Source organism: Kribbella capetownensis, assembly GCF_004331485.1.
GTDB lineage: Bacteria > Actinomycetota > Actinomycetes > Propionibacteriales > Kribbellaceae > Kribbella > Kribbella capetownensis.
In genome coordinates this window covers 275,889-300,324 of record NZ_SJKD01000009.1, presented here as the reverse complement: position 1 = coordinate 300,324, position 24,436 = coordinate 275,889, and the positions used below count along the sequence as shown (strand labels likewise).

15 protein-coding genes are annotated in these 24,436 nt (G+C 68.4%); 7 read left to right on the top strand and 8 right to left on the bottom strand.

What is annotated here, in order from left to right:
• Positions 1–102 precede the first annotated feature (102 nt).
• The 3 genes from E0H75_RS34435 (at position 103) to E0H75_RS34425 (ending at position 3,966) form a co-directional block, all read left to right on the top strand.
• Complete coding sequence (locus tag E0H75_RS34435; protein ID WP_131517889.1) at positions 103–708, top strand: winged helix-turn-helix domain-containing protein; 606 nt, start codon at positions 103–105, stop codon at positions 706–708.
• Between the two features lie 67 nt (positions 709–775).
• Positions 776–2,770: a GAF domain-containing protein gene (locus E0H75_RS34430; protein WP_131517888.1), complete on the top strand. Its 1,995-nt coding sequence runs from the start codon at positions 776–778 to the stop codon at positions 2,768–2,770.
• Positions 2,771–2,796: 26 nt separating this feature from the next.
• Complete coding sequence (locus tag E0H75_RS34425) at positions 2,797–3,966, top strand: threonine synthase (protein WP_131517887.1); 1,170 nt, start codon at positions 2,797–2,799, stop codon at positions 3,964–3,966.
• A gap of 18 nt (positions 3,967–3,984) precedes the next feature.
• Here the strand turns inward: E0H75_RS34425 and E0H75_RS34420 are convergent, their stop codons facing one another.
• Entirely contained in the window at positions 3,985–5,973 is a 1,989-nt protein-coding gene (locus E0H75_RS34420; RefSeq protein WP_131517886.1) for an alpha-1,4-glucan--maltose-1-phosphate maltosyltransferase, read from the bottom strand.
• 275 nt (positions 5,974–6,248) lie between these two features.
• Here E0H75_RS34420 and glgP point away from each other — a divergent pair, with 275 nt between their 5' ends.
• Together glgP and E0H75_RS34410 are read left to right on the top strand one after the other, a co-directional pair.
• Complete coding sequence (glgP, locus tag E0H75_RS34415) at positions 6,249–8,858, top strand: alpha-glucan family phosphorylase (RefSeq protein ID WP_131517885.1); 2,610 nt, start codon at positions 6,249–6,251, stop codon at positions 8,856–8,858.
• A gap of 67 nt (positions 8,859–8,925) precedes the next feature.
• On the top strand, positions 8,926–9,399 hold the full coding sequence (locus tag E0H75_RS34410; protein ID WP_165554225.1) for a GNAT family N-acetyltransferase: 474 nt from the start codon (positions 8,926–8,928) through the stop codon (positions 9,397–9,399).
• Here the strand turns inward: E0H75_RS34410 and E0H75_RS34405 are convergent.
• The 4 genes from E0H75_RS34405 to E0H75_RS34390 form a co-directional block, all read right to left on the bottom strand.
• Positions 9,386–9,919, bottom strand: a complete 534-nt coding sequence (locus E0H75_RS34405; protein WP_131517883.1) for a hypothetical protein — start codon at positions 9,917–9,919, stop codon at positions 9,386–9,388. The two genes, E0H75_RS34410 and E0H75_RS34405, sit on opposite strands and share 14 nt — an antisense overlap.
• A 106-nt stretch (positions 9,920–10,025) precedes the next feature.
• Complete coding sequence (locus E0H75_RS34400) at positions 10,026–10,889, bottom strand: transglutaminase-like domain-containing protein (protein WP_131517882.1); 864 nt, start codon at positions 10,887–10,889, stop codon at positions 10,026–10,028.
• On the bottom strand, positions 10,889–11,728 hold the full coding sequence (locus E0H75_RS34395; RefSeq protein ID WP_131517881.1) for a MerR family transcriptional regulator: 840 nt from the start codon (positions 11,726–11,728) through the stop codon (positions 10,889–10,891). Before E0H75_RS34395 ends, E0H75_RS34400 begins: the two co-directional genes overlap by 1 nt.
• Positions 11,729–11,836: 108 nt before the next feature.
• A complete protein-coding gene (locus tag E0H75_RS34390; RefSeq protein WP_131517880.1) occupies positions 11,837–12,157 on the bottom strand; it encodes a hypothetical protein in 321 nt (106 codons plus the stop codon).
• A gap of 169 nt (positions 12,158–12,326) precedes the next feature.
• Between E0H75_RS34390 and E0H75_RS34385 the strand changes: the two genes are divergently transcribed.
• On the top strand, positions 12,327–16,613 hold the full coding sequence (locus tag E0H75_RS34385) for an nSTAND1 domain-containing NTPase (RefSeq protein ID WP_131517879.1): 4,287 nt from the start codon (positions 12,327–12,329) through the stop codon (positions 16,611–16,613).
• Here E0H75_RS34385 and E0H75_RS34380 read toward each other — a convergent pair.
• Both E0H75_RS34380 and E0H75_RS34375 read right to left on the bottom strand, forming a co-directional pair.
• Positions 16,610–17,392 (bottom strand): SGNH/GDSL hydrolase family protein, encoded by a 783-nt coding sequence (locus tag E0H75_RS34380; RefSeq protein WP_131517878.1) that lies wholly within the window; start codon positions 17,390–17,392, stop codon positions 16,610–16,612. The genes E0H75_RS34385 and E0H75_RS34380 overlap by 4 nt on opposite strands.
• A 133-nt stretch (positions 17,393–17,525) precedes the next feature.
• Complete coding sequence (locus E0H75_RS34375) at positions 17,526–17,840, bottom strand: hypothetical protein (RefSeq protein WP_131517877.1); 315 nt, start codon at positions 17,838–17,840, stop codon at positions 17,526–17,528.
• A 164-nt stretch (positions 17,841–18,004) separates the two neighbouring features.
• Between E0H75_RS34375 and E0H75_RS34370 the strand changes: the two genes are divergently transcribed.
• Positions 18,005–22,285 carry an nSTAND1 domain-containing NTPase gene (locus E0H75_RS34370; RefSeq protein ID WP_131517876.1) on the top strand — a complete coding sequence of 1,427 codons (4,281 nt, stop codon included), beginning with the start codon at positions 18,005–18,007 and terminating at the stop codon, positions 22,283–22,285.
• Here E0H75_RS34370 and glgX read toward each other — a convergent pair.
• Positions 22,282–24,378, bottom strand: a complete 2,097-nt coding sequence (gene glgX / locus E0H75_RS34365; protein WP_238163439.1) for a glycogen debranching protein GlgX — start codon at positions 24,376–24,378, stop codon at positions 22,282–22,284. The genes E0H75_RS34370 and glgX overlap by 4 nt on opposite strands.
• Between the last annotated feature and the right edge of the window lie 58 nt (positions 24,379–24,436).

The following is a 24,436-nucleotide window of genomic DNA, read 5'->3' as shown; positions in this document are numbered from 1 at the left end:
TGGTGAGCAAGATGTGACTAGCCGTCGCCCTGAATCGAAGCAACCTGGTCAAAGATTGGCAGTCCGTTGACGATCCGAGGCAGAGGTTGACATCGTGATCAGATGGTCACCGCCCGTGTCCCCGGCCCCGAGGACGTCGACCTGACCACGACCGACCGGGAATCGTTTCCGCTGCTGATCGCGGTCGCCGCCTCCCCAGAGGATCGTGTCCGGCTCGCCGAGCTCGTCGACGACGTCGCTCCGCTGCTCCTCGTGTCCAGCCTCGAGGAACTGCGCAAACTGCTGGCACCCGCCCAGCAGTCCCCGCCGGCCCCGCCCGAGCACCCCGAGCCGCCCGAGCCCGAGGCGGTCAAGGCGGTCGTTGCGAAGACGGCCGAGGATCCCGATGCCGACGTACTGACGATCGACCGGTCCCGCTCGGTCGCCCGGTGGCGCGGTCGCGAGGTCCAGCTCACCGAGCTCGAGCACGACCTGCTCACCCGGCTGATGACGGCACCGCTGCGTGTCTGGACGTACGACGCCCTGCACCAGGCGGTGTGGCGCAACCGGGACCTGCGGGGGACCGCCGACGTCCACTCAGTGGTGAAGCGGCTGCGTCGCAAGCTCGACGAGTTGGGCACCACGGTCACCATCGACGCGGTTCGCGGCACCGGCTTCCGGCTCACCGATCACCAGCGTCCCGCGATCATGGGGTTGCGGGCCGGCTGACACACCCGTGGTCTGCCCCGGGGTTTCCCGGGGTCTGCTCTCTGTTCGCCGGGGCTAACCTCATCGGATGAGTACGCTGCCGCACCCGCGACAGGTCCCTCGAGTCGCGGAGATCGTCCTGGCCTTCCTTGCCGGTGCCGGGACGTTCGTCGTGGTGGCAGTACTCGCCGCCTGGATCAGCTCGGATGCGCTGATCGTGATCCTGGCCGTTCCGCTCGTCACCACCGTCGTCCTGGTGACCAAGTTGATCGGCATCGCGTACGCCGTTCCGATCGCGATGGCCGGCATGCTCGCCTACGACTGGTACCACCTGGCCCCGACCCATCCGCTCGGGTTCCCGACCTGGTCGAACCTGGTGGATCTGCTCGTCTATCTGGCGGTGTCGGTCCTGATCGGCGAGCTGGCCGCGCACGCGACTCGTAAGGCCCAGACCGCCGAGGTGGCGCGAGCCGAGCTCGCCGACGAGCAGGCGGCCTTGCGACGGGTGGCGACAGGGGTCGCCGAGGGGGTGCCCGCGCAGAAGCTACTGGCAGCTGTGGCCGAGGAGGTCGGCGCGTTGCTCGCCGTGGACGCGACCCGCATCATCCGCTACGAGGGCGATGAGGAGATCGTGAACCTGACTGCCTGGAGCAGGCCCGGCTACCATCCCGCACCCTACGAGCGCACCAGGCTCGAGGGCAGGAGCGTGGCCGGCGATGTACGGCGTACCGGCCGCGTCGCCCGGATCGACAACTACGACGACATCGAGCACCGGCTGAAGGTCACCCGCGGGCTGGGGATCAAGTCCGTGGTCGGAGCGCCGATCATCGTCGCGGGCGAGTTGTGGGGAGTGATGATCGTCTGGTCCGTCGCCGATGCGCTGCCGCCGGACACGGAGTCGCGGCTGATCGACTTCACCGAGCTCGCGGCCACGGCGATCGCCAACCTGGAGTCACGACGGCAGGTCGAACGGCTGCTGGACGAACAGGCCGCGCTGCGGCGGGTCGCGACGCTGGTCGCTCGTGGTGGGCGTTCGGCCGAGGTCGTCGAGACGGTCATCCGTGAGGTCGGGGTTCTCTCTGGCGCGGACCTGGCCCGGCTGGAGCGCTACGAGACGGATGGAACGGTGACCGGGGTCGGCGTGTGGAGCCGGGACGTCGACCACCAACTGTCCAGCGGCACTCGCTTCGTGCTCCAGGGGCCGAGCATCGCGGCGCTGGTACGACAGACCAGACGCCCGATGCGGGTGGACAGCTTCGCCGGCGCCTCGGGCGCGATCGCACAAGAGGCGCAGGGGCTCGGGATCCGGTCGTCGGTCGGCTGTCCGGTCATCGTCCAGGGCCGCCTGTGGGGCGTGATCGCGGCGTCGACGACGGGCGATGCGCCGTTCCCACCGGACACCGAGTCCAAGATCGGCGAGTTCACCGAGCTGCTGGCGACGGCGATCTCGAACCTCAAGGCGCACGCCGACCTCGAGGCGTCCCGCGCCCGGATCGTCGAGACCACCGACCTGGCCCGCCGCCGGTTCGAGCGCGATCTGCACGACGGAGCCCAGCAGCGGCTTGTCTCACTGGGCCTCGAACTGCGGGGAGTCGAGGCGGCCGCAACACCCGAGCTGCGGGCCCGGCTCACTCAGATCGGCAGCGGACTGGACGATGTGTTCAACGACCTCCGCGAACTCTCCCGCGGCATCCACCCGGCGATCCTCTCCGAGGGCGGTCTCGACCCCGCGCTGCGGGCGCTCGGACGGCGTTCGGCCGTACCGGTGAAGCTGGACGTGAACGTCGGCGAACGACTCGCGGAGCGGGTCGAGGTTGCGGCGTACTACGTCGTCTCGGAGGCGCTCACGAACACGGCGAAGTACGCCGACGCCAGGCTCGTCGAGATCCAGGTCGCGATCCACGACGACGTCCTCGAGCTGAGCATTCGCGACGACGGCGTGGGCGGAGCCGATCCGGCCCGGGGCTCCGGCCTGATCGGACTGACCGACCGGGTCGAGGCGCTCGGCGGGCGGATCTCGATCACCAGCCCGGTCGGCGAGGGAACGACGCTGCACGTCGAGCTCCCCGTCGAGGTCGCCTGATCGGCACTGGAGTACCGTCAGCATTCGTGCCCTTCTCCGCTTTGAGTCACCTCGACTGCCCGAAGTGCGGCCTCACCTACTCCCCGGACCAGGTCATCGGACTGTGTTCGTGCGGCTCGCCTCTGCTGGCCCGGTACGACGTACAGGCGATCATGCTGACCAAGGACGAGCTGGCGACCCGGCCGCCGGACCTGTGGCGGTATCACGAGCTGCTGCCCGTCCGGTCGCCGGAGAACGTGGTGACGCTGGGGGAGGGGATGACGCCGCTGCTGCCGTTGCCGCGGTACGGGCATGAGCTCGGCGTCGAACGGCTGCTGATGAAGGACGAGGGGCTCATCCCGACCGGCACCTTCAAGGCGCGCGGCGCCGCTGTCGGCGTATCCCGGGCGTACGAGGTCGGTGTCCGCAAGATCGCGATGCCGACCAACGGCAACGCCGGCTCGGCCTGGGCTGCGTACGCCGCTCGTGCGGGGATGGAAGCGTTGATCGCGATGCCGATCGCCGCACCCGAGATCTGCCGTCGCGAGGTCAAGGTGGTCGGTGCCGAGCTGCACCTGATCGACGGGCTGATCGGTGACGCCGGCGCGTTCATCCGCGCGGAACTGGAGAAGCGGGACGGCTACCTGGATGTGTCGACACTGAAGGAGCCGTACCGGATCGAAGGCAAGAAGACGATGGGACTAGAGATCGCCGAGCAGCTCGGTTGGCAGCTGCCCGACGTCATCCTGTACCCGACCGGTGGCGGCGTCGGAATCATCGGCATCTGGAAAGCGCTGGTCGAGTTGCGCGAGCTCGGCTGGATCGACGGTCCGCTGCCGCGACTGGTCGCCGTACAGTCGAGTGGTTGTGCGCCGATCGTCCGGGCGTGGGAGAAAGGCTTGCCGGAGAGCGAGCCCTGGCCGGACGCGCAGACCGTTGCCTTCGGCATCACTGTGCCCAAAGCACTCGGCGATTTCCTTGTTCTGCAGGCGATCGCGGAGACCGACGGGTGTGCCGTTGCTGTCGACGACGAGGATCTGCTGGCCGAGCAGCACAAGGTCGCCCAGCTCGAAGGATCGTTCATCTGCCCGGAGGGCGCAGCGAACTTCGCCGCCGTCCGCCAGCTCCGCGAGTCCGGCTGGATCCACGCCGACGAACAAGTCGTTGCCTTGAACACCGGCGCGGGCCTCAAGTACCCGGAGACCGTCCCGCTGTAGTCCAGCCGCGTGGGTCGGTTAGGCCTGGCCGCGGCGTACGGCGAGGATGTGGGCTGGTTCGCCGTTGGGGTCGAGCTTGACGTAGTTCTGCTGCCCCCAGCGCCAGGTGGCGCCGGTGATCTCGTCGTACACGGTGAAGGTGTCCTCGGGGCGCATGCCGAGCGCGGCCATGTCCAGGTGGACCATGGTTTCGCGGACCGAGTGCGGGTCGGTGTTCACCACGACGATGACGGTGTCGCTGTGGCCGTCGGGGGCGGTCGTGCGCTTGGAGTAGCACATGATCGCCTCGTCCTCGACCGAGTGCAGCGACAGGTTGCGCAGCTGCTGCAGGGCCGGGTGCCGGCGGCGGATGTTGTTCAGCAGGGTCAGGTACGGCGCCAGCGTGCGGCCCTCGGCGGCCGCGGCATCCCAGTCACGCGGACGCAACTGGAACTTCTCGGTGTCGAGGTACTCCTCCGAGCCAGGCCGGAGCGCCACATGCTCGAACAACTCGAACCCGGCGTACACACCCCAAGCCGGCGACGCGGTTGACGCGATCGCGGCGCGGATCTTGAACGCGCCCGGCCCGCCGTACTGCAGGTAAGCGGTCAGGATGTCCGGCGTGTTGACGAAGAAGTTCGGCCGCAGGAAGTGCCCGGTCTCCTTGGTCAGCTCCTGCAGGTACTCCTCCAGCTCCCACTTCTCGTTGCGCCAGGTGAAGTACGTGTACGACTGGTGGAAGCCGACCTTGGCCAGCTCGCGCATCATCGGCCGCCGGGTGAACGCCTCGGACAGGAACACCACGTCCGGGTCGGTCTTGCGGATCTCGCCGAGCAGGTACTCCCAGAAGTTGACCGGCTTCGTGTGCGGATTGTCGACCCGGAACACGGTCACACCGTGGTCGATCCACAGCCGGACGATCCGCAGTACCTCGGCGTAGATCCCCTCGGGATCGTTGTCGAAGTTGATCGGGTAGATGTCCTGGTACTTCTTCGGCGGGTTCTCGGCGTACGCGATCGAGCCGTCGGCGCGGATCGAGAACCACTTCGGGTGCTCCTTGACCCAGGGATGGTCCGGCGACGCCTGCAGGGCCAGGTCGATGGCGACCTCGAGGCCCAGTTCGCGGGCCCGGCCGACGAAATACTCGAAGTCCTCGAAGGTGCCGAGCTCGGGGTGGATCGCGTCGTGCCCGCCCTCGTCCGAGCCGATCGCCCACGGCGATCCCGGGTCACCGGGCTTCGGGTCGAGGGTGTTGTTCGGGCCCTTGCGGAACGCGTGACCGATCGGGTGGATCGGCGGCACGTACAGGATGTCGAAGCCCATCCCGGCCACGGCGTCCAGCCGCTTGGCCGCCGTACGGAACGTCCCGGACTTCCACTGCCCGGACTCGTCGTCGTACGTCGCTCCCTCGGACCGCGGGAAGAACTCGTACCAACTGCCGTACAGCGCGAGCGTCCGGTCGACCCACACCGGGTAGGTCTCCGATGACGTGATCAGCTCACGCACCGGGTAGCGCCCGAGCGCTGCCCGGACCTGCGGCGAGATGCCCGCGGCCAGCCGGGCCTCCGGCGGCAGCGCGCCGTTAGCCAGCGCGTGCGCGGCATCGCTCAGCGTGGCCCGATCGGCACGAACGGCGGGCGGTACGCCGGCGGCGGCGCGGTCGAAGAACGCTGCGCCCTCGGCGAACATCAGGTCCACGTCGAGGCCGGCCGGGACCTTGATCTCGGCGTTGTGCCGCCAGGTGCCGTACGGGTCGCTCCAGCCCTCGACCGCGAACGTCCACGCACCCTGCTCCTGCAGCGTCACGTCGACCGTCCACCGGTCGCTGCCCTGCCCGACCGGTGTCATCAGCATCCGTCTGGTCTGCCCGGTCGGCGAGGTCAGTACGACGTTCGCGTTCACCGCGTCGTGGCCCTCGCGGAACACCGTGGCCGCGATGGTGAAGGTCTCGCCGACCGAGGCCTTGGCCGGATACGCTCCGGCGTCGACGGTCGGGGTGACGTCGGTGATCGGGATGCGCCCAGTCATGGCGTAGACGAACCTTCGCTTTCCGATTGCGGATCCGGCCGAGGGGTATGAACGTCGGGACTACAGCACTGACGTTATCGGTTCCCAGCCGTAGACCGTGACATGCAGTGCCGATTCGATCCCACCCCACCGCCCCGGTCAGGGGTCACATTTCGGTCCACGCGATGGAACATCAGTGACAGACCCCGGCACGGCGTCTGCAAAATCTTGCCAGCGTTGCAAGATCGATGCATGCCGAAGGTGTCTCCTGAACCCGAGGCCGGTACGGTGTCCCGGTGCGAGCGATACGACGATTCTCCGTCCGCCCTGTCCTGCCCGAGCCGTTGACCGGCCTGGGCACCCTGGTGAACAACCTCCGCTGGTCCTGGCACCCGGAGACGCAGGACGTCTTCGAAGCGGTCGACCCGCAGCTGTGGCGGAGCACCGGCGGTGACCCGGTCAAGCTCCTCGGCGAGGTCCCGGCGGCCCGGCTCGACGAGCTGGCCCACGACGATGTCTTCCTGCGCCGGCTCGAACTGGCCGTGACCGACCTGAACGCCTACGTGTCCGGCGACCGGTGGTTCCAGACCGACGCCGGCTCCCCGGTGAGCTCGGTGGCGTACTTCTCCCCGGAGTTCGGCATCACCTATGTCCTCCCGCAGTACTCGGGTGGTCTGGGCATCCTGGCCGGTGACCACCTGAAGGCGGCCAGCGACCTCGGCGTACCGCTGATCGGCGTCGGTCTGCTGTACCGGCACGGCTACTTCGCGCAGTCGCTGAACGCCGAGGGCTGGCAGCAGGAGCGCTACCCCCTGGTGGACCCGGACGGGCTGCCGATCAGCCTGCTCCGCGACGGCCCTGAATCCAACGGGGCCCCCGCGACCGTGACCCTGACGCTGCCCGGCAACCGGCAGCTGCACGCGCAGATCTGGGTCGCCCAGGTCGGCCGGGTGCCGCTGCTGATGCTCGACTCCGACATGGAGGAGAACGACCCCGCCGAGCGCGAGGTGACCGACCGGCTGTACGGCGGTTCTACCGAGCACCGGCTGCTCCAGGAACTGCTGCTCGGCGTCGGTGGTGTCCGCGCGGTCCGCACGTTCTGCCGCATCACCGGGCACTCGGCGCCCGAGGTGTTCCACACCAACGAAGGCCACGCCGGCTTCCTCGGCATCGAGCGGATCCGTGAGCTGGCCACCGACCAGGCGCTGGACTTCGACACCGCGCTCGAGGTCGCCCGCGGCGGCACCGTGTTCACCACCCACACGCCGGTCCCGGCCGGCATCGACCGGTTCCCGGTCGAGCTGATCCAGCAGCACTTCTCGCCCGACGCGTACGGCGAGGGCGTGCCGATCGATCGGATCCTCGAGCTCGGCGCCGAGGACTTCGAGGGCGGCGACCCGGGCGTCTTCAACATGGCGATCATGGGTCTGCGGCTCGCTCAGCGGGCCAACGGCGTGTCCAAGCTGCACGGCGTGGTCAGCCGCGGCATGTTCGCCGGACTGTGGCCGAGCTTCGACCCGGTCGACGTACCGATCACCTCGATCACCAACGGCGTCCACGCGCCGACCTGGGTAGCGCGGGAGATCCACGGGCTCACGTACGCCGCGACCGACACGGCCGAGAGCGACGGCGTCTTCGACGGGCTCGACAAGACCTCCGACGCGCAGATCTGGGAGACCAAGCGGACGCTGCGGCAGCGGTTCATCGACGACACCCGGGCCCGGGTCCGGCAGTCCTGGATCAACCGCGGCGCCAGCGACGCCGAGCTCGGCTGGGTCGACTCCATCCTCGACCCGGACGTCCTGACCATGGGCTTCGCCCGCCGCGTCCCGTCGTACAAGCGGCTCACGCTGATGCTGCGCGACCCGGCCCGGCTCAAGGCACTGCTGCTGCACCCGCAGCGGCCGGTCCAGATCGTCATCGCCGGCAAGGCGCACCCGCACGACGAGGGCGGCAAGAAGCTCATCCAGGAGATGGTCCGCTTCGCCGACGACCCCGAGGTGCGGCACCGGATCGTGTTCGTGCCCGACTACGACATCGCTTTGGCACAGCCGATGTACCCGGGGTGCGATGTGTGGCTGAACAACCCGCTGCGTCCGTATGAGGCGTGCGGTACCTCGGGCATGAAGGCTGCTCTCAACGGTGCGTTGAACCTGTCGATCCGCGACGGCTGGTGGGACGAGTGGTACGACGACGAGTTCGGCTGGGCGATCCCGTCCGCCGAAGGGATCGAGGACACCGACCGGCGTGACGACCTCGAGGCGCACGCACTGTACGACCTGATCGAGAAGCAGGTCGCGCCGCGCTTCTACGACGGCGAAGTGCCGGGCCGCTGGATCGAGATGCTCCGGCACACCATCAAGGAGCTGGGCCCGAAGGTGCTCGCCACCCGGATGGTCCGCGACTATGTCGAGCAGCTGTACGTCCCGGCCGCCAAGTCGTCGCGCTCTCTGAACGCGACGTACGACGGCGCGCGTGAGCTGGCCGCATGGAAGAAGAAGGTCCGGACGGCCTGGCCGCAGATCCGCGTCGACCACGTGGAGCTGCAGGGTCTGGGCGACGTACCGCAGCTCGGGACCACTGTTGGGATCCGTGCTTTCGCGGCGCTTGGGGATCTCGAGCCCTCGGACATCTGTGTCGAGGTGCTGCACGGGCGTGTCGACACGAACGACGAGATCACCGACCCGGTCCGCGCGACGCTGGCGATGGCGGAAACCTACGAGGGCAATCGGCACCGCTACGAAGGCGAACTCAAGCTCGACCGGACCGGCCCCTTCGGCTACACCGTCCGAGTAGTCCCAAGCCACGCCGGCCTCGCCAGCCCCGCTGAACTCGGCCTGGCCGCCGGCCCGTCCGACCCCGACGACCCCTCCGCCCCCGACCTCCCCGCCGGCTCAGAGTTCTGAGGCCCCTGTCCCTGAAGCCGACCCCGCCCGCGTCAGCCGGCGGGGTCGGGTGTTCTATCGTGCCCCGGTGAGTGTTGTCGTGCGTGGGTATGGGCCCGAGGATGCCGAGGGGACCTGGGAGGCGTACTTCCGGGCGATTCGGGATACGGCGTCGAAGGACTACTCGCCGGAACAGGTTGCCGCGTGGGCTCCCGAGACGGTTGATCTCGTGCAGTGGAACGAGCGTCGGTCGGCGGCTCATACCTTTGTGGCGACGATCGAGGGTCGAGTCGCCGGGTTCAGCGACGTGACGGATGACGGCCTGCTCGACATGCTGTTCGTGCACTCGGATGCCGGCGGCAGTGGGGTCGCGCGGGCGCTGGTCGGCGCGGTGGTCGCCAAGGCTCGTGAGTTGGGGCTGGCTCAGCTCCGCACGCACGCGAGTCGTACGGCGATGCCGGCGTTCAAGCGGTTCGGGTTCGAGGTCGAGCGGGCCAATCCGGACAACTGGATCCGGGGCGAGAACCTGCCCAACTACGACATGTGCCTCAAGCTCGACTAGCCGGCTTCTGTTTGCGGAGCAGGCCCCACGGCTTGAAGACCGACAGGACCACCGCGACCGTCAGCAACGTCGGCGAGACGATCGGCGGGAAGATCATGTCGTTCAACGGGACCGCCAGGTCGTTGGCCTCGCCGCGGTCGGCGAGCTCGGCGACACCGGGCCGAAGGGCGAGCAGGACCAGCGTGCTCAGCAGCAGGTTGATGACCAGTTTCAGGACCACCCACCAGTACTTCGTCAGGCCGTACTTGCTGCCCAGGCCGAGCAGGACACCCGTGAGCAAACAGGTCAGGCCGGAGACCGTCATCGGCCAGATCGTCACCAGTTCGAGCACACGGAAGCACAGCGCCTTGGTGCTCTGGTCGTCCGTACCGATCGCGGTGAACGTCAACACCGCCATCACCACGTCGATCCCCAGCCACGAACCCACCGACGCCAGGTGCAGCACCAGAACGGCCTTCCGGGTCCTGGCCCCCAACCGCCACGGCTTCACCGCCGCCACGTCCAGTGCCGCGCCACTCATTACCCTCTCCGTCCACTCGGATCACGTAGCTACGATCCTCAGCGACGACACCCACACCGCGCGTCGTCTGGACGGAGACACTCCACCTACACCAACGGAGGTACTCCTAGGCCGACGGGCGTACCAGGTCCACCCAGACGAACTGACCTCCGCCCGCGGGGGAGGTGAGGTACGAGCGTCCGGCCGGCTTCAGCGACGGGTAGAGGTCCGCGAGCTCCTTTGTTGCCGTGTCGTCTCCGTTGTCGGAGGCAACCAACAGGCCGGCGATGCGGTCGGTCAGGGTGAGGTCGGCGCCGTCGAGGGATGCGGACATCTCGCCCCAGTTGTCCCAGAGCAGGAGTTCGTCGCCGTGCAGGTGGGCGAGTTGCAGGTAGACGTAGTTGCGGATGAACCAGCTCCCGCCGATCGGCGACCCCGGGTCGATGCCGAACAGCTCCGGGTCGCGCGTGCCGGCGCGGACGTCCAGCCAGACCTCGGCCGCGGACAGGAACTGGCCGGCGGGCATGTCGAGCGAGTTGAACGGATGGTCGCCGGCCGGGTCGAGCTGGGCGTCGATCATCACCCACCGGTCGCCGTTCCAGTACTCCGCGACCACGTGATCGTGATTGAAACCGCTGGCGAAGTACGCCGCGAAGCCGATCCGGCTGCGGACCGGAATGCCCTGGTGGCGAAGCATCGAGACGAACATCAGTGTGTAGTCCCGGCAGCATCCGACGATCCGGTCGACCGGCTCCCTCGGCACGGCGAGCGGCGTACCGTTGCGCCGCTGGTCGGTGGCCAGCATCGACGAGACCCACCGATGGTCGATCTCGGCCAGGCGGTCGCCGGTGAATTCGATCCCGCCGCCGCGGTAGTGGATCAGCAGGTTGCGAACCACCGCCCCGACACCGGGGATGTCGTCCGGCAATGCGTCGTACAACCCGGCGTACGCACCTGGGTCGCTGTACTCGGTCTGCACCGCGTAGTCCATCAGGGCTTCCCTTCTAGAATGGCTGAGCGAGAAATCGGCTGGGCGATGTCGACGGCCGGCTGGTCGCGCGGCATCAGGTGGCAGTTCGCCCGGTAGACCTCACGCGGCGGCCCGGTGATCGTGCTGCCCGCGGTACGGACGAAGTCGTCGACCAGGTCGTAGGCGAGCATGATGCGCGGGTACGCGCACTCGTCCATCGTGATCGTGCAGTACGCCTCGTGGTGGGCCGGCTCGACCCGGATCGCGATCGGTCCGGACGGATCCACCAGCCCCTGGAACGGCACGCACACCTCGACAGTCGCCTCGGCCTCCGGTGTCACCGGGCCGTGGTAGATCACCCACGACTCGCCGGGCAGGGTCGCGCCGGCGGCCTGGAGGTACGTGCGGATCTCGTCGGTCGCGGTCACGATGATCCCGATCAGATTCTGCTGATCGGTGTCGGACCGGATCGACGCGATCTTCGTCTCCGGTACGTCGCGGGTCAGCACCGGCCGCGGCGCCAGTCCCGTCGATCCGGACCGCGAGAACCGGTCCCGCAGGTACTGCAGGGTCGCCCGACGGGCCGCGGTGGTCGCCTCCTGGGCGGCCCACCACCGATCCAGCCGGATCAACCCCTCTTCGTCGGAGCCCGCGAGGACCTCGGCGATCGTGGTCAACGGCATGTCCAGCTGCCGCAGCACGCTGATCCGCCGGGCCCGCTCGAGCTGCTCCTCGTCGTACAGCCGGTACCCGTTGGCCGGGTCCACCTGTGCGGGCGGGAGCAGCCCGGACACGTCGTACAGGCGTAGCGCCTTGTGCGAGAGCCCAGTACGCCGCCCGAACTCGCTGATCGTCAACACGCGAACATCAAACCCCCTGCCCCGGGGGCAAAGTAAAGCGCTATCTGACGTTTGTGGGGAGGGCGGCGAGGAGGCCGTCGGCGAGCGGCGGCCTCCTCGGTGGATCTGTTAGGCGATCGGCATCGCGGCGCGATCCCGGCGCCGCTGCACGCCCAGGGTGATCCCCAGACCTGCTGCGCCCAGCGCGATTCCGGCCAGTGCGCCGACAACCACCGAGTCCGCGTCCAGACCCTCGCCCGGGACCGGGGCGGCTGCCGTTGACACGCCGGACGAGGCGCCCTCCGGGCTCGGGTACTCCTGAGCCATGGCCGGTGTGACGACGGTCAGGAGCGCCACGCTCGCTGCCGCCCCGGTGGCCAGCATGATCAGCCTGGTCTTGATCGATCGCTTGATTCGTGGCGCTGACGTCGGTCCTGCTGTGGTACTCATCTCCGCGGCTCCTGACCTCGCTAGACGGGATGGCCGCTGTCGGTCCTCCGATGTCGCCTCGAGGTGCTGAGCCAGTTCTGCCGCCGGGTGGTTTCGATCCAGCCCCGTCCGGTATCGGCGCGGTATCACCGGCCTTGACGGGAGGTCTGGCCCGGTCGACAGTCGAAGGGTGGGTATCGCCGTACTCGGCCCGCTCACGATCGAGGGGGAGCGCAGCAGTCTCGGGCGGCGTGATCGCGTTGTGTTGGCTGCACTTGTGGTGCACCCGGGGGACGTTGTCCGTGCCGAGACACTCGCCGACGTCCTGTGGGGCGACGACCTACCGGCCTCCTGGGCCAAGATCGTCCAAGGCTGCGTGGTCCGACTCCGCAAGATCCTCGGCCTCCACGCGATAGAGACGTCGTCTGATGGCTATCGATTGCGTGTCCCGCTCGATGAGATAGACACGCAGCGCTTCGAACGAGCCATCGGGCGTGCCGGAGCTCTGCTCGCGGCAGACGATGCGGAGCGCACGGTCGTGCTGCTCACCGACGCACTGCTGCTCTGGCGCGGCAAGCCGCTGGCCGACCTGGAGGGTTGGGACACCGCCCGGATCGAGGTGGCCCGGCTGGAGGAGTTGCGGCAGTTGGCGCAGGAGACGTACGTCGAGGCCGCGCTGCGATCGGGCCGCCACGGCAGCGTCCTCGCCAAAGCCGAGGCCTTCGTCGCCGAGGCGCCACTGCGCGAGCGAAGATGGGCTCTCCTCGCCACAGCGCAATACCAGTCCGGCCGCCAGGCCGACGCGCTGGCCACCATCAGTCGGCTCCGCACGGTACTGGCTCGCGAGCTCGGCCTGGATCCGAGCCAGCAGATCGACGAACTGGAAGAGGCGATCCTCCGGCAGGATCCCTCGCTGGGTGTCACCCAGGCACTCCCGGAGCCGAGCCCGGAATGTCCCTACCAAGGCCTGAAAAGCTACGACCTGGACGATGCGGATGTCTTCTTCGGCCGGGAGGCCGACGTGACAGCGGGACTGCGGAAGCTGGCCGAAACCTCGGTCCTCGCCGTGGTCGGTCCGTCCGGCTGTGGCAAGTCTTCGCTGGTGCGAGCCGGTGTTGCGGCGACGCTGCGCAAGGACGGCCGAAAGGTCGTGGTCATCACCCCCGGGGCGCACCCGCTTGCTGCGCTGACGGATGCCATGCCGGGCAAAGGCCCGAAGCCGACGCTGCTCGTCGACCAATGCGAGGAAGTCTTCTCGGTGTGTCAGGACCTCGCCGAGCGCGAAGCGTTCCTGACCGCCCTGGCAGCACACAGCTCGATCGCGCCGCTCATCTTGTCGTACCGCGCCGATCGGCTCGCCGACCTCGCATCCCACGAGGGCTTCGCCCGAGTCGTCGAACAAGGTTTGCACCTGTTGACCGGCATGTCGGAGGCGGGGCTGCGGACAGCCATCGAGGAGCCGGCCCGGTTGGCCGCCCTGGTCGCCGAACCGGGCCTTGTCGATCTCCTGGTCAACGACGTAGCCGGTCAGCCTGGTGCGCTGCCCCTGATGTCGCACGCACTGGCCGAGACCTGGCAACGCCGTGAAGGCAGAACCCTCACCGTCGCGGCCTACCTCGCCTCTGGTGGGATCCAGGGCGCCGTGGCCCAGTCCGCGGAGGACGTGTACGCGAAGGTGCCGCCGAACCAGCAGACGATGCTGCGTGAGTTGTTGCTGCGTCTGGTCACCCCGGGGCCTGACGGTGAGCCCGTGCGCAGCCGCCTGCCCCGGCGGCTCGTCGTGACGGCTCCCGAGTCGGAAGCCATGCTCGACCTGCTGGTCGGGTCGCGCCTGGTCACCAGCGACGATGGCGTCGTCGAGCTCGCACACGAGGCTCTCGCCCGAGCCTGGCCGAGGCTGCGGCATTGGCTGGACGACGACCTCGAGGGCCAGCAGATCCGGCACCACTTGACGATCGTCGCCGACTCGTGGGACTCACTCGGCCGACCCGACAGCGAGCTTTACCGTGGCTTGCGCCTCGCCAGAGCTCTGGAATGGCGGGAGCACGCGACGGTGGCGCTGACGGAGACCGAGAACGAGTTCCTCGTTGCCAGCAAACACCTGTCGGAGGCTGAGCTTCGCGCCGCCGAGAGGCAGGCCCGGTACCAGGTCCGCGTCAACCGACGCCTCCGAGGAGCTCTGACCACGGCGGCCCTGTTGCTGGCCGGGGCGCTGGTAGCCGGCTTCGTAGCCGTTCGGCAGGCGGAGCAGGCCGACCAGCAGGCAGCCGCTGCTGAGCAGTCGGCCGTCAGAGAACTTGCGCGCCGCGTCGGGGCACGAGCGGTCCTGGCCGAAGGCATCAGTCACTCGCTGCTACTCGCGACGCAAGGGGTGCGGCTGGACGACTCCCCGGAGACACGGGTCAACCTGTTGGCGGCGCTGAACAAGCGCCCACTCCTGATCCGGTCGTTCCCAGCTGCCGTGCCCGGGGATCTCGGGGCCTTCTCGCTCTCGCCGGACGGAACCCGCATCGTCGCGGGCGGGAAGAAGGCGGCGTGCCATCTGTACGACACCGAGTCGGGCCGAGTGATCGCCAGGTACGCGTTCGTGGCGGACCCCGATACGAATATCAGGAGGGAGGGTGGAGGGATCGGGGTCGCGGGTCGGGAGTTCTGTCATCCGGTCTTCAGCTCGGACGGTCGGTACGCGGCGGCGATCACCTCCTACACCTCCGACGAGCCCGAGGGCTCGCGCGCCAGGTCGGTTCGGTTGCTCACCCCCGACACCCTCGACGTGGTTCCGCTCGCCTTGCCGACCCAGGGGAACCTCCGCTACCGCGACCTCGTGTTCAGTGCCGACGCGCAGCACCTCGCTGCGAGCGTTCAGGTGATCCTGAACCCAGCGTCGGGTGAGTCGTCGTTCGGCGACCCTGCTTTCGCGCTCGTCTGGGATCTCCGCGCGCGTGACCGTAGGCCGGTCAAGGTCACCCTCCCAGCCGGACCTCAGGGTCTGGCCCTCAGCCCCGATGGCCGCACCATCTACACGCAGCTGCCGCTGAGGGCCTACGACGTCGCCACCGGAGACCGGCAGTGGCGACGCGACGATCTTGCGGGTGACAGAACCATCGACATCACCCTGGACGGCAACCTGCTGGCGCTCCGGCGCTCCGCCGAGACGAACAGCAACGAGATCGCACTGGTCGACGCGCAGACGGGCAAGACCATCAGGATGCTGCGCGGTCACAACGGCGAACCGCGCGACATGACCTTCTCCCGCGACGGCACCCTCCTCGGCTCCGCCTCGCAGGACGGGGAAGTCATCGTCTGGAACGTGGCCACTGGCACTCCGCGCGAACGGATCAAGACCTTCGAGATCTCGTGGGGCGTCGGCTTCAGCCCGGACAATCGAACGCTGTACACCGGCGGCGATGAGGGCATCCTGCGGGCCTACGACCTCTCCGGGCAAAAGTTGTACGTGCGCCGGGCGCAGGGCGTCCCCGCGCGCGACTACCTGCACGCGTTGGCATCTGGCGACGGCAGAAGCACGGCCTATGTGTGGCGGGACGCCACGGACTCCTGGCTGATGTTCGCGGATTCGGCGACCGGTGCGACCACCGCACCCGTGCGACTGCACGGTGAGGTGAGACCGGGCCCCCGGACGCCTGCTGCCTGGCATCCGAATGGCCGGCACCTCGCCGTCTTCGACCTCGCGGGTGTGATCACGGTTCTCGACTCCCGGACCGGCAAGGTCGTCGTGCGGCGCCGGGTCGTCGAGCCGGAGATCTCCTCGATGGCGTACGTCGAGAGTGGAAACCGCATCGTGGTCGGCGACTCCCGGCGCCACACCATGTACTTCGACGCGCGCACCCTGCGACCCAGGAGTGATGGAAACCTCAATCTGTCCAGCAGTTGCTGCATCTCGGCGGCCCCGGACGCCGAGACAGCGGTCCTCTTCGAAGACTCGCCGGACAACGCCGCAGAGCACTGGCGGGTAGTCCGCACGTCGACCGGCACGGTGCTCGCGGAGGGCGACCTGAATCTCCGTGTGAACTCTTCGGCGTTCTCGCCCGACGGCCGAAGCATCGCGGTCACCGGGAGCAGCGGTGAGGTGGTGCTCATCGATTTGCCCTCGACTCAACCCCGCCCTGCGCCGACAACCGGGCACAGTGGTGCGGGCCTCTTCGTCCGGTTCTCGGCAGACGGGTCTCGTCTGGTGTCGGGGGCTGAGGACGGAACCTTGAGCCTCTGGGACGCGCGCAACCTCGAGTTGCTCGGCTCCGTCGCCACCTCGGCCGGGAGCAGGAAGGTGGCCGTCTCCCCGAGGTTCACCGACGGACCTGACGTCGTGACGGTCGCGGCGTTCGACGGACAGACCTACCGCTGGGACGTGCGCGTCGGGCCGGCACTTGACTTCGCCTGCAAGATGGCCGGCCGAAACCTCACCACCGACGAGTGGACCCAGGCCTTCGGTGATCGGCCGTATAGGAAGACCTGTTAGGTCCCGGGCAACTGGCGGGCCGTTGCTGAGAGGGCGGCCAGGAGGGCGTCGGCGTGGCGGCGGTAGCCGAGGTTGTTGGGGTGGAAGGCGTCGGGGGCGAGGAGGCCGCGCCACGGGGGGGGGCGGGCGTGGCGGGAGACCTCGGCGACTGGTATGCCGCGGGATGTGGCGGTGGTGCTGATCAGTTGATTGATGCTGGTCACGTACGGGCTGACCGCGCCACCGACGCGCCAGAAACGGTCGGGGACGGTCAGGTCCATTACGACCGACGAGGACGGCAGCCGCTCGATCACCTGGCGGAGATGGTCGCGGAACCGCTTCGGCGGCGTGGCGAGGATGTCGTTGTTGCCGACGCCGCAGGTGACCAGATCGGGGGTCAGACCGTCGAGCAACGGCAGTTGGTCGTCCAGCACGTGCCGGGTCTGTGCGCCGGAGCGGGACAGGTTGAGCACCCGCCACGGACGTCCCGACCTGCGGAGCGCGTTGAGCACCTGGCCGACGTACCCATGCAGCGGCGACGATGCGCCGAGCCCCTGTGCGGTCGAGTCGCCGAGGACCACCCACAGCGGTCCGTCCGCGGTGAGGGCCTTCTCGTTCTGCCGGGTCCAGAAGTCGGCGTACGTCTTCGCCTGGACGTCGACGTACGCGACACCGTCGACCCAACGCCGGAACGCCAGGCGTGAATTCGTCCGCTCCGCCTCGCCCCAACGCATCACCGCCCGGTGCAACGCACCGATCGGCGTCGTACGCTCGCGCACCCCACGCCGCACCAAAAACATCGGTCCCCCCACAGATGAACAGAAGGTGACCGCCGAATGTACTGCAGGAAGGTTAACGAATCCCGGCAGCGCACAGCGGTCCCCCGGAGAGCGTCCGGACGGGGCTCTCCGGGGGACGGTTCGATGCTGCGGCTCAGGCTGAATCCTCGGCGGAACGGTCCCGCCGTCGCTGGATGTCCAGCACGATTCCCGCCCCCACGCCGCCCAGCGCGATACCGCACAGGGCGCCGAGCGCGACGGAGCTCCGGTCCACCTCGCCGGCCCCAACGGACGCCGGTTCTTGCGGTGGATCCGAGTTTCGTTCGTAGGTTCCGTAGTTCGGTTCGGGATACTCCTGGGCCATTGCAGGGGCGGCGACTGTCATCAGGGCGACGCTGACTGCGGCACCCGCGGCCAGCCGGCAGAGCCGGGTGGTCATGGACTGCTTCGTGTGTACGGCGTTGTTCATGGCTTCCTCTCCTCTTCCGGCGGGACTTCCGTGATCGGTTGTCCGGTTGCGCCTCGAGGTCTTGGAACCGTTCTCGCCGCTGGTGGTATCGACCCGGCGGACGCCGGTATCGGCTCGGTATCAACGACCTTGACGGAGCGTCGGTAGGGGGCGACAGTCGAAGGGTGGGTATCGCCGTACTCGGCCCACTAACCATCGAGGGGGAGTGGAAGAACCTCGCACGACGTGACCGCGTCGTCCTGGTCGCACTCGCGGTGCATCCGGGGGAGGTTGTCAGCGCTGGGGTACTCGCTGACGTGCTGTGGGGAGAACGGCCACCGGCCTCAGCAGGCAAGGTGGTCCAAGGCTGCGTCGTCCGGCTGCGGAAGCTGCTCGGCAGCCACGCGGTCGAGACGTCGCCAGACGGTTATCGGCTGACGATTCCGCACGATCAGATCGACAGTCAGCGCTTCGAGCGAGCGGTCGGCCGGGCCGGCGTACTGCTCGAGGCGGGTGAGGCGGAACGAGCGTCGGTGGTGCTGGCCGACGTACTGACGCTGTGGCGTGGGCGACCGTTCGACGAGGTCGCGGACTGGGATCCGGCGCGGATCGAGTTCGGCCGGCTGACCGAACTCCGGCAACTCGCGCAGGAGCTGTACGTCGAATCCGCGCTGCGGTCCGGTGGTCACGCGGGGGTGCTGGCCAAGGCCGAGGCTCTGACCGCCGAGGCGCCGTTGCGTGAGCGGCGGTGGGCCCTACTGGCCACCGCGCAGTACCAGGCCGGCCGCCAGGGGGAGGCGCTGGAGACGCTCCGACGGCTGCGGGTCGTGCTTGATCGTGAGCTCGGGCTCGATCCGAGCCCGGAGATCGATGCGCTCGAGCAGGCGATCCTGCGTCAGGATCCGGCGTTGCTGGGAACGAGCGCGTTGCCAGAGCCGAGCGCGGTCTGTCCGTACCAGGGCCTGAAGCCGTACGACGTGGACGACGCCGAACTGTTCTTCGGCCGCGATGCCGAGGTCGCCGCCGGACTGAGGAGACTGTCCGACCACTCGATCCTCGCGGTCGTCGGGCCGTCGGGGTGCGGCAAGTCCTCGCTGATCCGGGCCGGCATCGCCGCGACCCTGCGACAGGACGGCGGCCGCGTCGTCACCATCACGCCCGGACGTCATCCGATGAAGGCACTGACCGACGCACTGCCCGGCACCGGACCGTTGCCGACGGTGGTCGTCGATCAATGCGAGGAGGTCTTCTCGCTGTGCCAGGACGTGCCCGAACGCAAGGCGTTCCTGGCCCGGGTGACCGATCATGTCGCCCAAGCGCCCCTCATCTTGTCGTTCCGTGCCGACCGGCTCGCGGACATCGCCTCCCATCCCGGGTTCGCCCGGGCCATGGAGGACGGCCTGCACCTGCTCACCGGCATGACCGAAGACGAACTCCGCGCTGCGATCACCGAGCCCGCACGGCTGGCCGCACTGGTCGTCGAGCCCGGGCTGGTCGACCTGCTGGTCGGTGAGGTCGCGGGTCAGCCGGGAGCCCTGCCGCTGATGTCCCACGTCCTGGCCGAGACCTGGCAACGTCGCGAAGGTCGCACGCTGACCGTCGCCGGCTACCGCGCGTCCGGCGGCGTCCAAGGTGCCGTCGCGCAGTCCGCCGAGCAGGTCTACGCGCAGGTCACTCCGGAGCAGCGGCCGCTGCTGCGTGCGTTGCTGTTGCGCCTCGTCACACCTGGGCCGGATGGTCAACCAGTCCGCAGCAGACTGCCCAGACGGACAGTCATCACCGGCCCGGAGTCTGAAGCACTCATCGACCTCCTGATCAGCTCCCGCCTGGTCACCAGCGACGACGGCGTCGTCGAACTGGCCCATGAAGCCCTTGCCAGAGCGTGGCCCCGCCTGCGCGGCTGGCTCGAGGACGACCTGGAAGGCCAGCAGATCCTCCACCACCTCACCCAGGTAGCCGACTCCTGGAACTCCCTGGACCGCCCTGAAAGCGAGCTCTACCGAGGAGTCCGCCTAGCCAAAGCACTCCAATGGCAGCAGACAGCCGCCCCAGTCCTCAACGACACCGAACGCGAGTTCCTAGCCGCCAGCGAACGCCTCTCAGTCGCCGAACTCCGCGCCGCCGAAGACCGAGCCCGCCACCAAACCCGAGTCAACCGCCGCCTCCGCACCGCCCTGGGCACCGCTGCCTTCCTCCTCGTAGGAGCCCTGATAGCCGGCTTCCTAGCCGTAGGCCAAGCCCAAGAAGCCGACCGTCAAGCCCTAGCCGCCGAACAAGCAGCCGTAGTCGCAGACTCCGGCCGCGCCGGCGCAAAGGCCCTCGTCCAAAGCGACCTCGACACCTCCCTGCTGCTGGCGGCGGCCGCTGCCCGGCTGAACCCGTCGTCGGAGTCCCGTGCGAATCTGCTGGCCGCATTGGCCAAGCATCCACAGCTGGTCAGATCCTTCGGGACGGAGCGGTTGGACTCCTACGGTTTGGAGGTGAGCGAAGACGGCACGGGCGCCTTCGTGTACGACGCGAACGGCACCGTCCTGCGCTACGGGCTCAGCACCGGACGGCTGATGGCGGCCCACCGACCCGCGAACAGGACATCGGGCGCAGTCCATCTCGACGGGCTGGGCCCGCTGTCTCTGAGCCCTGAAGGCCGCGAGCTCGCGGTGGGAATGCCGCCGCCGACCTCCGAACCGGTCGTGCTGCTCGATCCACTGAGGCTGCGGCCGACTGGTCGCCACCTGCCCGGGTTCACCAAGACGCCCGCCCGAGCCACCCATGTCCGGTACAGCCGTGACGGACGCTCGCTGGTCGCGATGATCCAGTACTACGGCAACGGCATGACGAGTGACTTCAGCAGCGGTGCCGTGTTCTTCTGGAACCTCGTCCCCGGCGGCCCGGCATCCCTGCGCAAGGTGGTGCGGTTGCCGACGGTCGCCGTCCAAGGGGTCGTACTCGCTCCCGCGGGCGATCGGTTCTACCTGACCAAGCCGGTGGCCGCGTATGACGTTGCCAGCGGCAAACGACTGTGGGAGCGGGCCGAACTCGCCTTCGTCGAGGCGGACCTGAGTCCCGACGGGAAAATGCTCGCGCTCGCCTCCGAGGCCAAGGACACCGCCGGCGCCGACTTCGACGACGTGCTGCTGGTCGACGCGTCGAGCGGGGCCACTGTGCATCGCCTGGAGAAGCACACGAACCGAGCCTTCGCCGCGCGGTTCTCCCACGACGGGAGGTCGATCGTGTCGACCGGGGCCGACCAGCGTGTGGTGGTGTGGGACGTCGCGAGCGGCGCTGCGTCTGAGGAGATCCCGATTTCCGAGAACGACACGCTGACGGCCGCGTTCAGCCCAGATGACGACACCCTCTACACCTCGGCGGGTGACAGCGCCTTACGCAGCTGGGACCTGATAGGGAATCGCCGCTATGTCGCCAGACTGCGGAAGCCGCCCAACTTCGACTGGGGCTGCCGCTTCATCGCTCCTGGTGGGGGAAGCTACTTCCGGCTGCTCGCCTACGACGCCGCCTTTCTGGATCCAGTAGTGCCGGCCGGGGGCTTCGTCGACAGCTCGAGCGGGAAGGTCGTCCGCTTCGACGCGAGCCACCTGGGCGAAACGACGAGCAGCTGCGGCACCTGGCATCCGAACGGCGACAGGTTCGCGCTCGGCAACGACGACGGCGAAGTCTTCGTCCTGGATGCCAGAACCGGTCGACTACTGACCGCGAGGAAGGTCGCGGCCGCCACGATCGCGGACCTTGACTACAGCGGACTCGACGGCAGCCGATTGGTCGTCGGTGACGCGTCCGGACGGGCCATGCTCCTCGACGCAGCCACGCTGCGCGAGGTCGGCAGGTCCGTTCAGGTCGGCGGTCCCATCGCGTGGTTGACGACGAGCCCGGACAACCGGTCCGCCTTCGTGGTGGTCGGAGGCCGTCATATCTCCGACCGGCTGGACGTGCCCTCGACGAGTTGGGCGCTGGTCGATCTGCTGGCAGGTGAGGTGGTCCGGCGCGGCACCGTGCCGATGAGGTATCCCAGCATCGTCACTTTCGCCCCGGACGGGACGCGAGTCGGTGTAGGTACCGAGAAGGGAGAAGTACAGATCGTGGATCCCGTCACCGGCCAGGCCGTCGCGGCACCGCAGGTTGCCAACCAGGGGTGGATCAACGGGATCGCGTTCTCACCGGACAGTTCGCTGCTGGTCACGGCCGGCTGGGACGGCGTGGTGAGTCTCTTCGACGGAAAGACCGCGGGGTTGCTGGGGTCGATCGCGACACCGAACCAGCAACTGGTGACCGCCGATTTCATGACCGACGGGCACACCGTTGCCATCGCGTCGTACGACGACGGGGTCTACCACTGGGACACCCGGTTGGAGCATGCGATCGCGACTGCGTGCCGGATGGCGGGGCGGGATCTGACGGTGGCGGAGTGGCGGGAGAATTTTGGGGATCGGCCTTATGTGAAGACTTGTTAGAGGGCTCGGAGGAGGACCAGGCAGCGGGGGGCCAGGGGGACGGTGGCGCCTGCTTCTACTTCGGTGACCATGCTGTTGCTGGTGTCCAGGACTACTTCGTAGGCGGGGGCCCACGAGGGGTCGGGGACGCGGACCTGGCGGGTTTCGGGGGTGGCGTTGAGGGCCATCAGGAAGGAGCTGTCGGTGAGGGCGTTGCCTTGGGCATCGGTTGCGCGGAGGGCGTCGCCGGCCAGGAACATGCCGATGGTCCGGAGGTTGCCGTCGTACCAGTCGGCGTCGGTCATCTCGCCGCCGTGCGGTGCGATCCAGGAGAGGTCCTTGCGCCCGCCCGCGACGACCGGCTCCCCGGAGAAGTAGTGCCACTGCCGGAGAACAGGGTGCGCGGCCCGCAAGGCGATCAGCTTCTTCGTCAACGCCAGGTGATCGGACCACGCGCCCGGTAGTGACCAGTCGAACCAGGACATCTCGCTGTCCTGGCAGTAGGCGTTGTTGTTGCCGTGCTGCGTCCGTCCGCACTCGTCCCCGGCCGTGATCATCGGTACGCCGGTGGACAGGATCAGTGTGGACATCAGGTTCGCCATCTGGCGTTTGCGCAGCGCGACCACGCGCCGGTCGTCGGTCTCGCCCTCGACGCCGCAGTTCCAGGACCGGTTGTCGTCGGTGCCGTCGCGGTTGTCCTCGTGGTTCGCCTCGTTGTGCTTGTGGTCGTAGCTGACCAGGTCGCGCAGCGTGAATCCGTCGTGCGCGGTGAGGAAGTTGATCGACGCGTACGGGTAGCGGCCGTCGTCGCCGTACAGGTCGCTGGATCCGGAGAGCCGGTAGGCGAGGTCCTTGACGCCGTCGGAGGTGTTCCGCCAGACCTCGCGGACGCTGTCGCGGAATTTACCGTTCCACTCCGACCACGGCGGGCCGAAGTTGCCGACCTGGTACCCGAACGGGCCGACGTCCCACGGTTCGGCGATCAGCTTGACCCGGCCTAGGACCGGGTCGGCCGCGACCTCGGCCAGGAACGGATGGTCGGGGATGTCGACCTCGTGCCGCTCGTTGCGAACCAGCGTCACGGCCAGATCGAATCGGAACCCGTCGACGCCCATCTCCTCGACCCAGTAGCGCAGCGAGTCCATCAGCAGCCGGCGGACCTGCGGGTGCGAGGTGTCGACCGAGTTCCCGGTCCCGGTGACGTCGTACATCGTGCCGCCGTGCGACAGCCGGTAGTACGCGCGGTTGTCGATGCCGCGGAAGCTCAGCGTCGGCCCGTCGAAGCCGCCCTCGGCGGTGTGGTTGTAGACCACGTCGAGGATCACTTCGATGCCGGCGGCATGGAACGCGGCGACCATCGCCTTGAACTCCGCCACCTGCTGACCGTCCGACCCCGACGACGAGTACGGCGCGTGCGGAGCGAAGTACCCGAGGGTGTTGTACCCCCAGTAGTTCGGCAGGCCGCGGGCGGCGATCGAGGGCTCGGTGAGGAAGTGGTGGATCGGCAACAACTCCACCGACGTGACGCCGAGCTCGGTCAGATAGTCGATCACTGACGGATGCGTGAGCCCGGCGTACGTCCCGCGTTGATGCTCGGGTACGTCGGGATGCAGCTTGGTGAAGCCCTTGGTGTGCAACTCGTAGATGACCGTCTCGCCCCAGTGCACCGGCCGGCTGATCGGCGGTGGCGGCTCCGACTCGGCGACCACGACGCCGACTGGCACATGCCCGGCCGAGTCGCCGTCGGACGAGTCGTAGATGAGCGGGCTGGAGAAGTCCAACGAGCCATCGATGGCTCGGGCGTACGGGTCGAGCAGCAGCTTGGACGGGTTGAAGCGGAGACCGTGCGACGGATCGAACGGACCGTGCACGCGGTAGCCGTACCGTTGCCCGTGGCCCACACCCGCGACGAATCCGGTCCAGAACTCTCCGGCGTGGGCGAGGTCCAGGTTCCGCTGGCTGCCGTCGGCGGCGATCAGCGCGAGCTCGACCCGCTCGGCGGCCGGAGCCCACAGGGTGAAGGTCGTCCCATCGGTCTGGACCACTGCTCCGAGCCGCGGCCCGGTAGCGGCGGTCGGGCCGAGAGCACTCGGGGCGGCGGTCGCTTCGGTCACCGGCACATTCTGCACAGTTAGCCATCGCTTCTCGATAACGGAGGTGCTTGTGTTCATG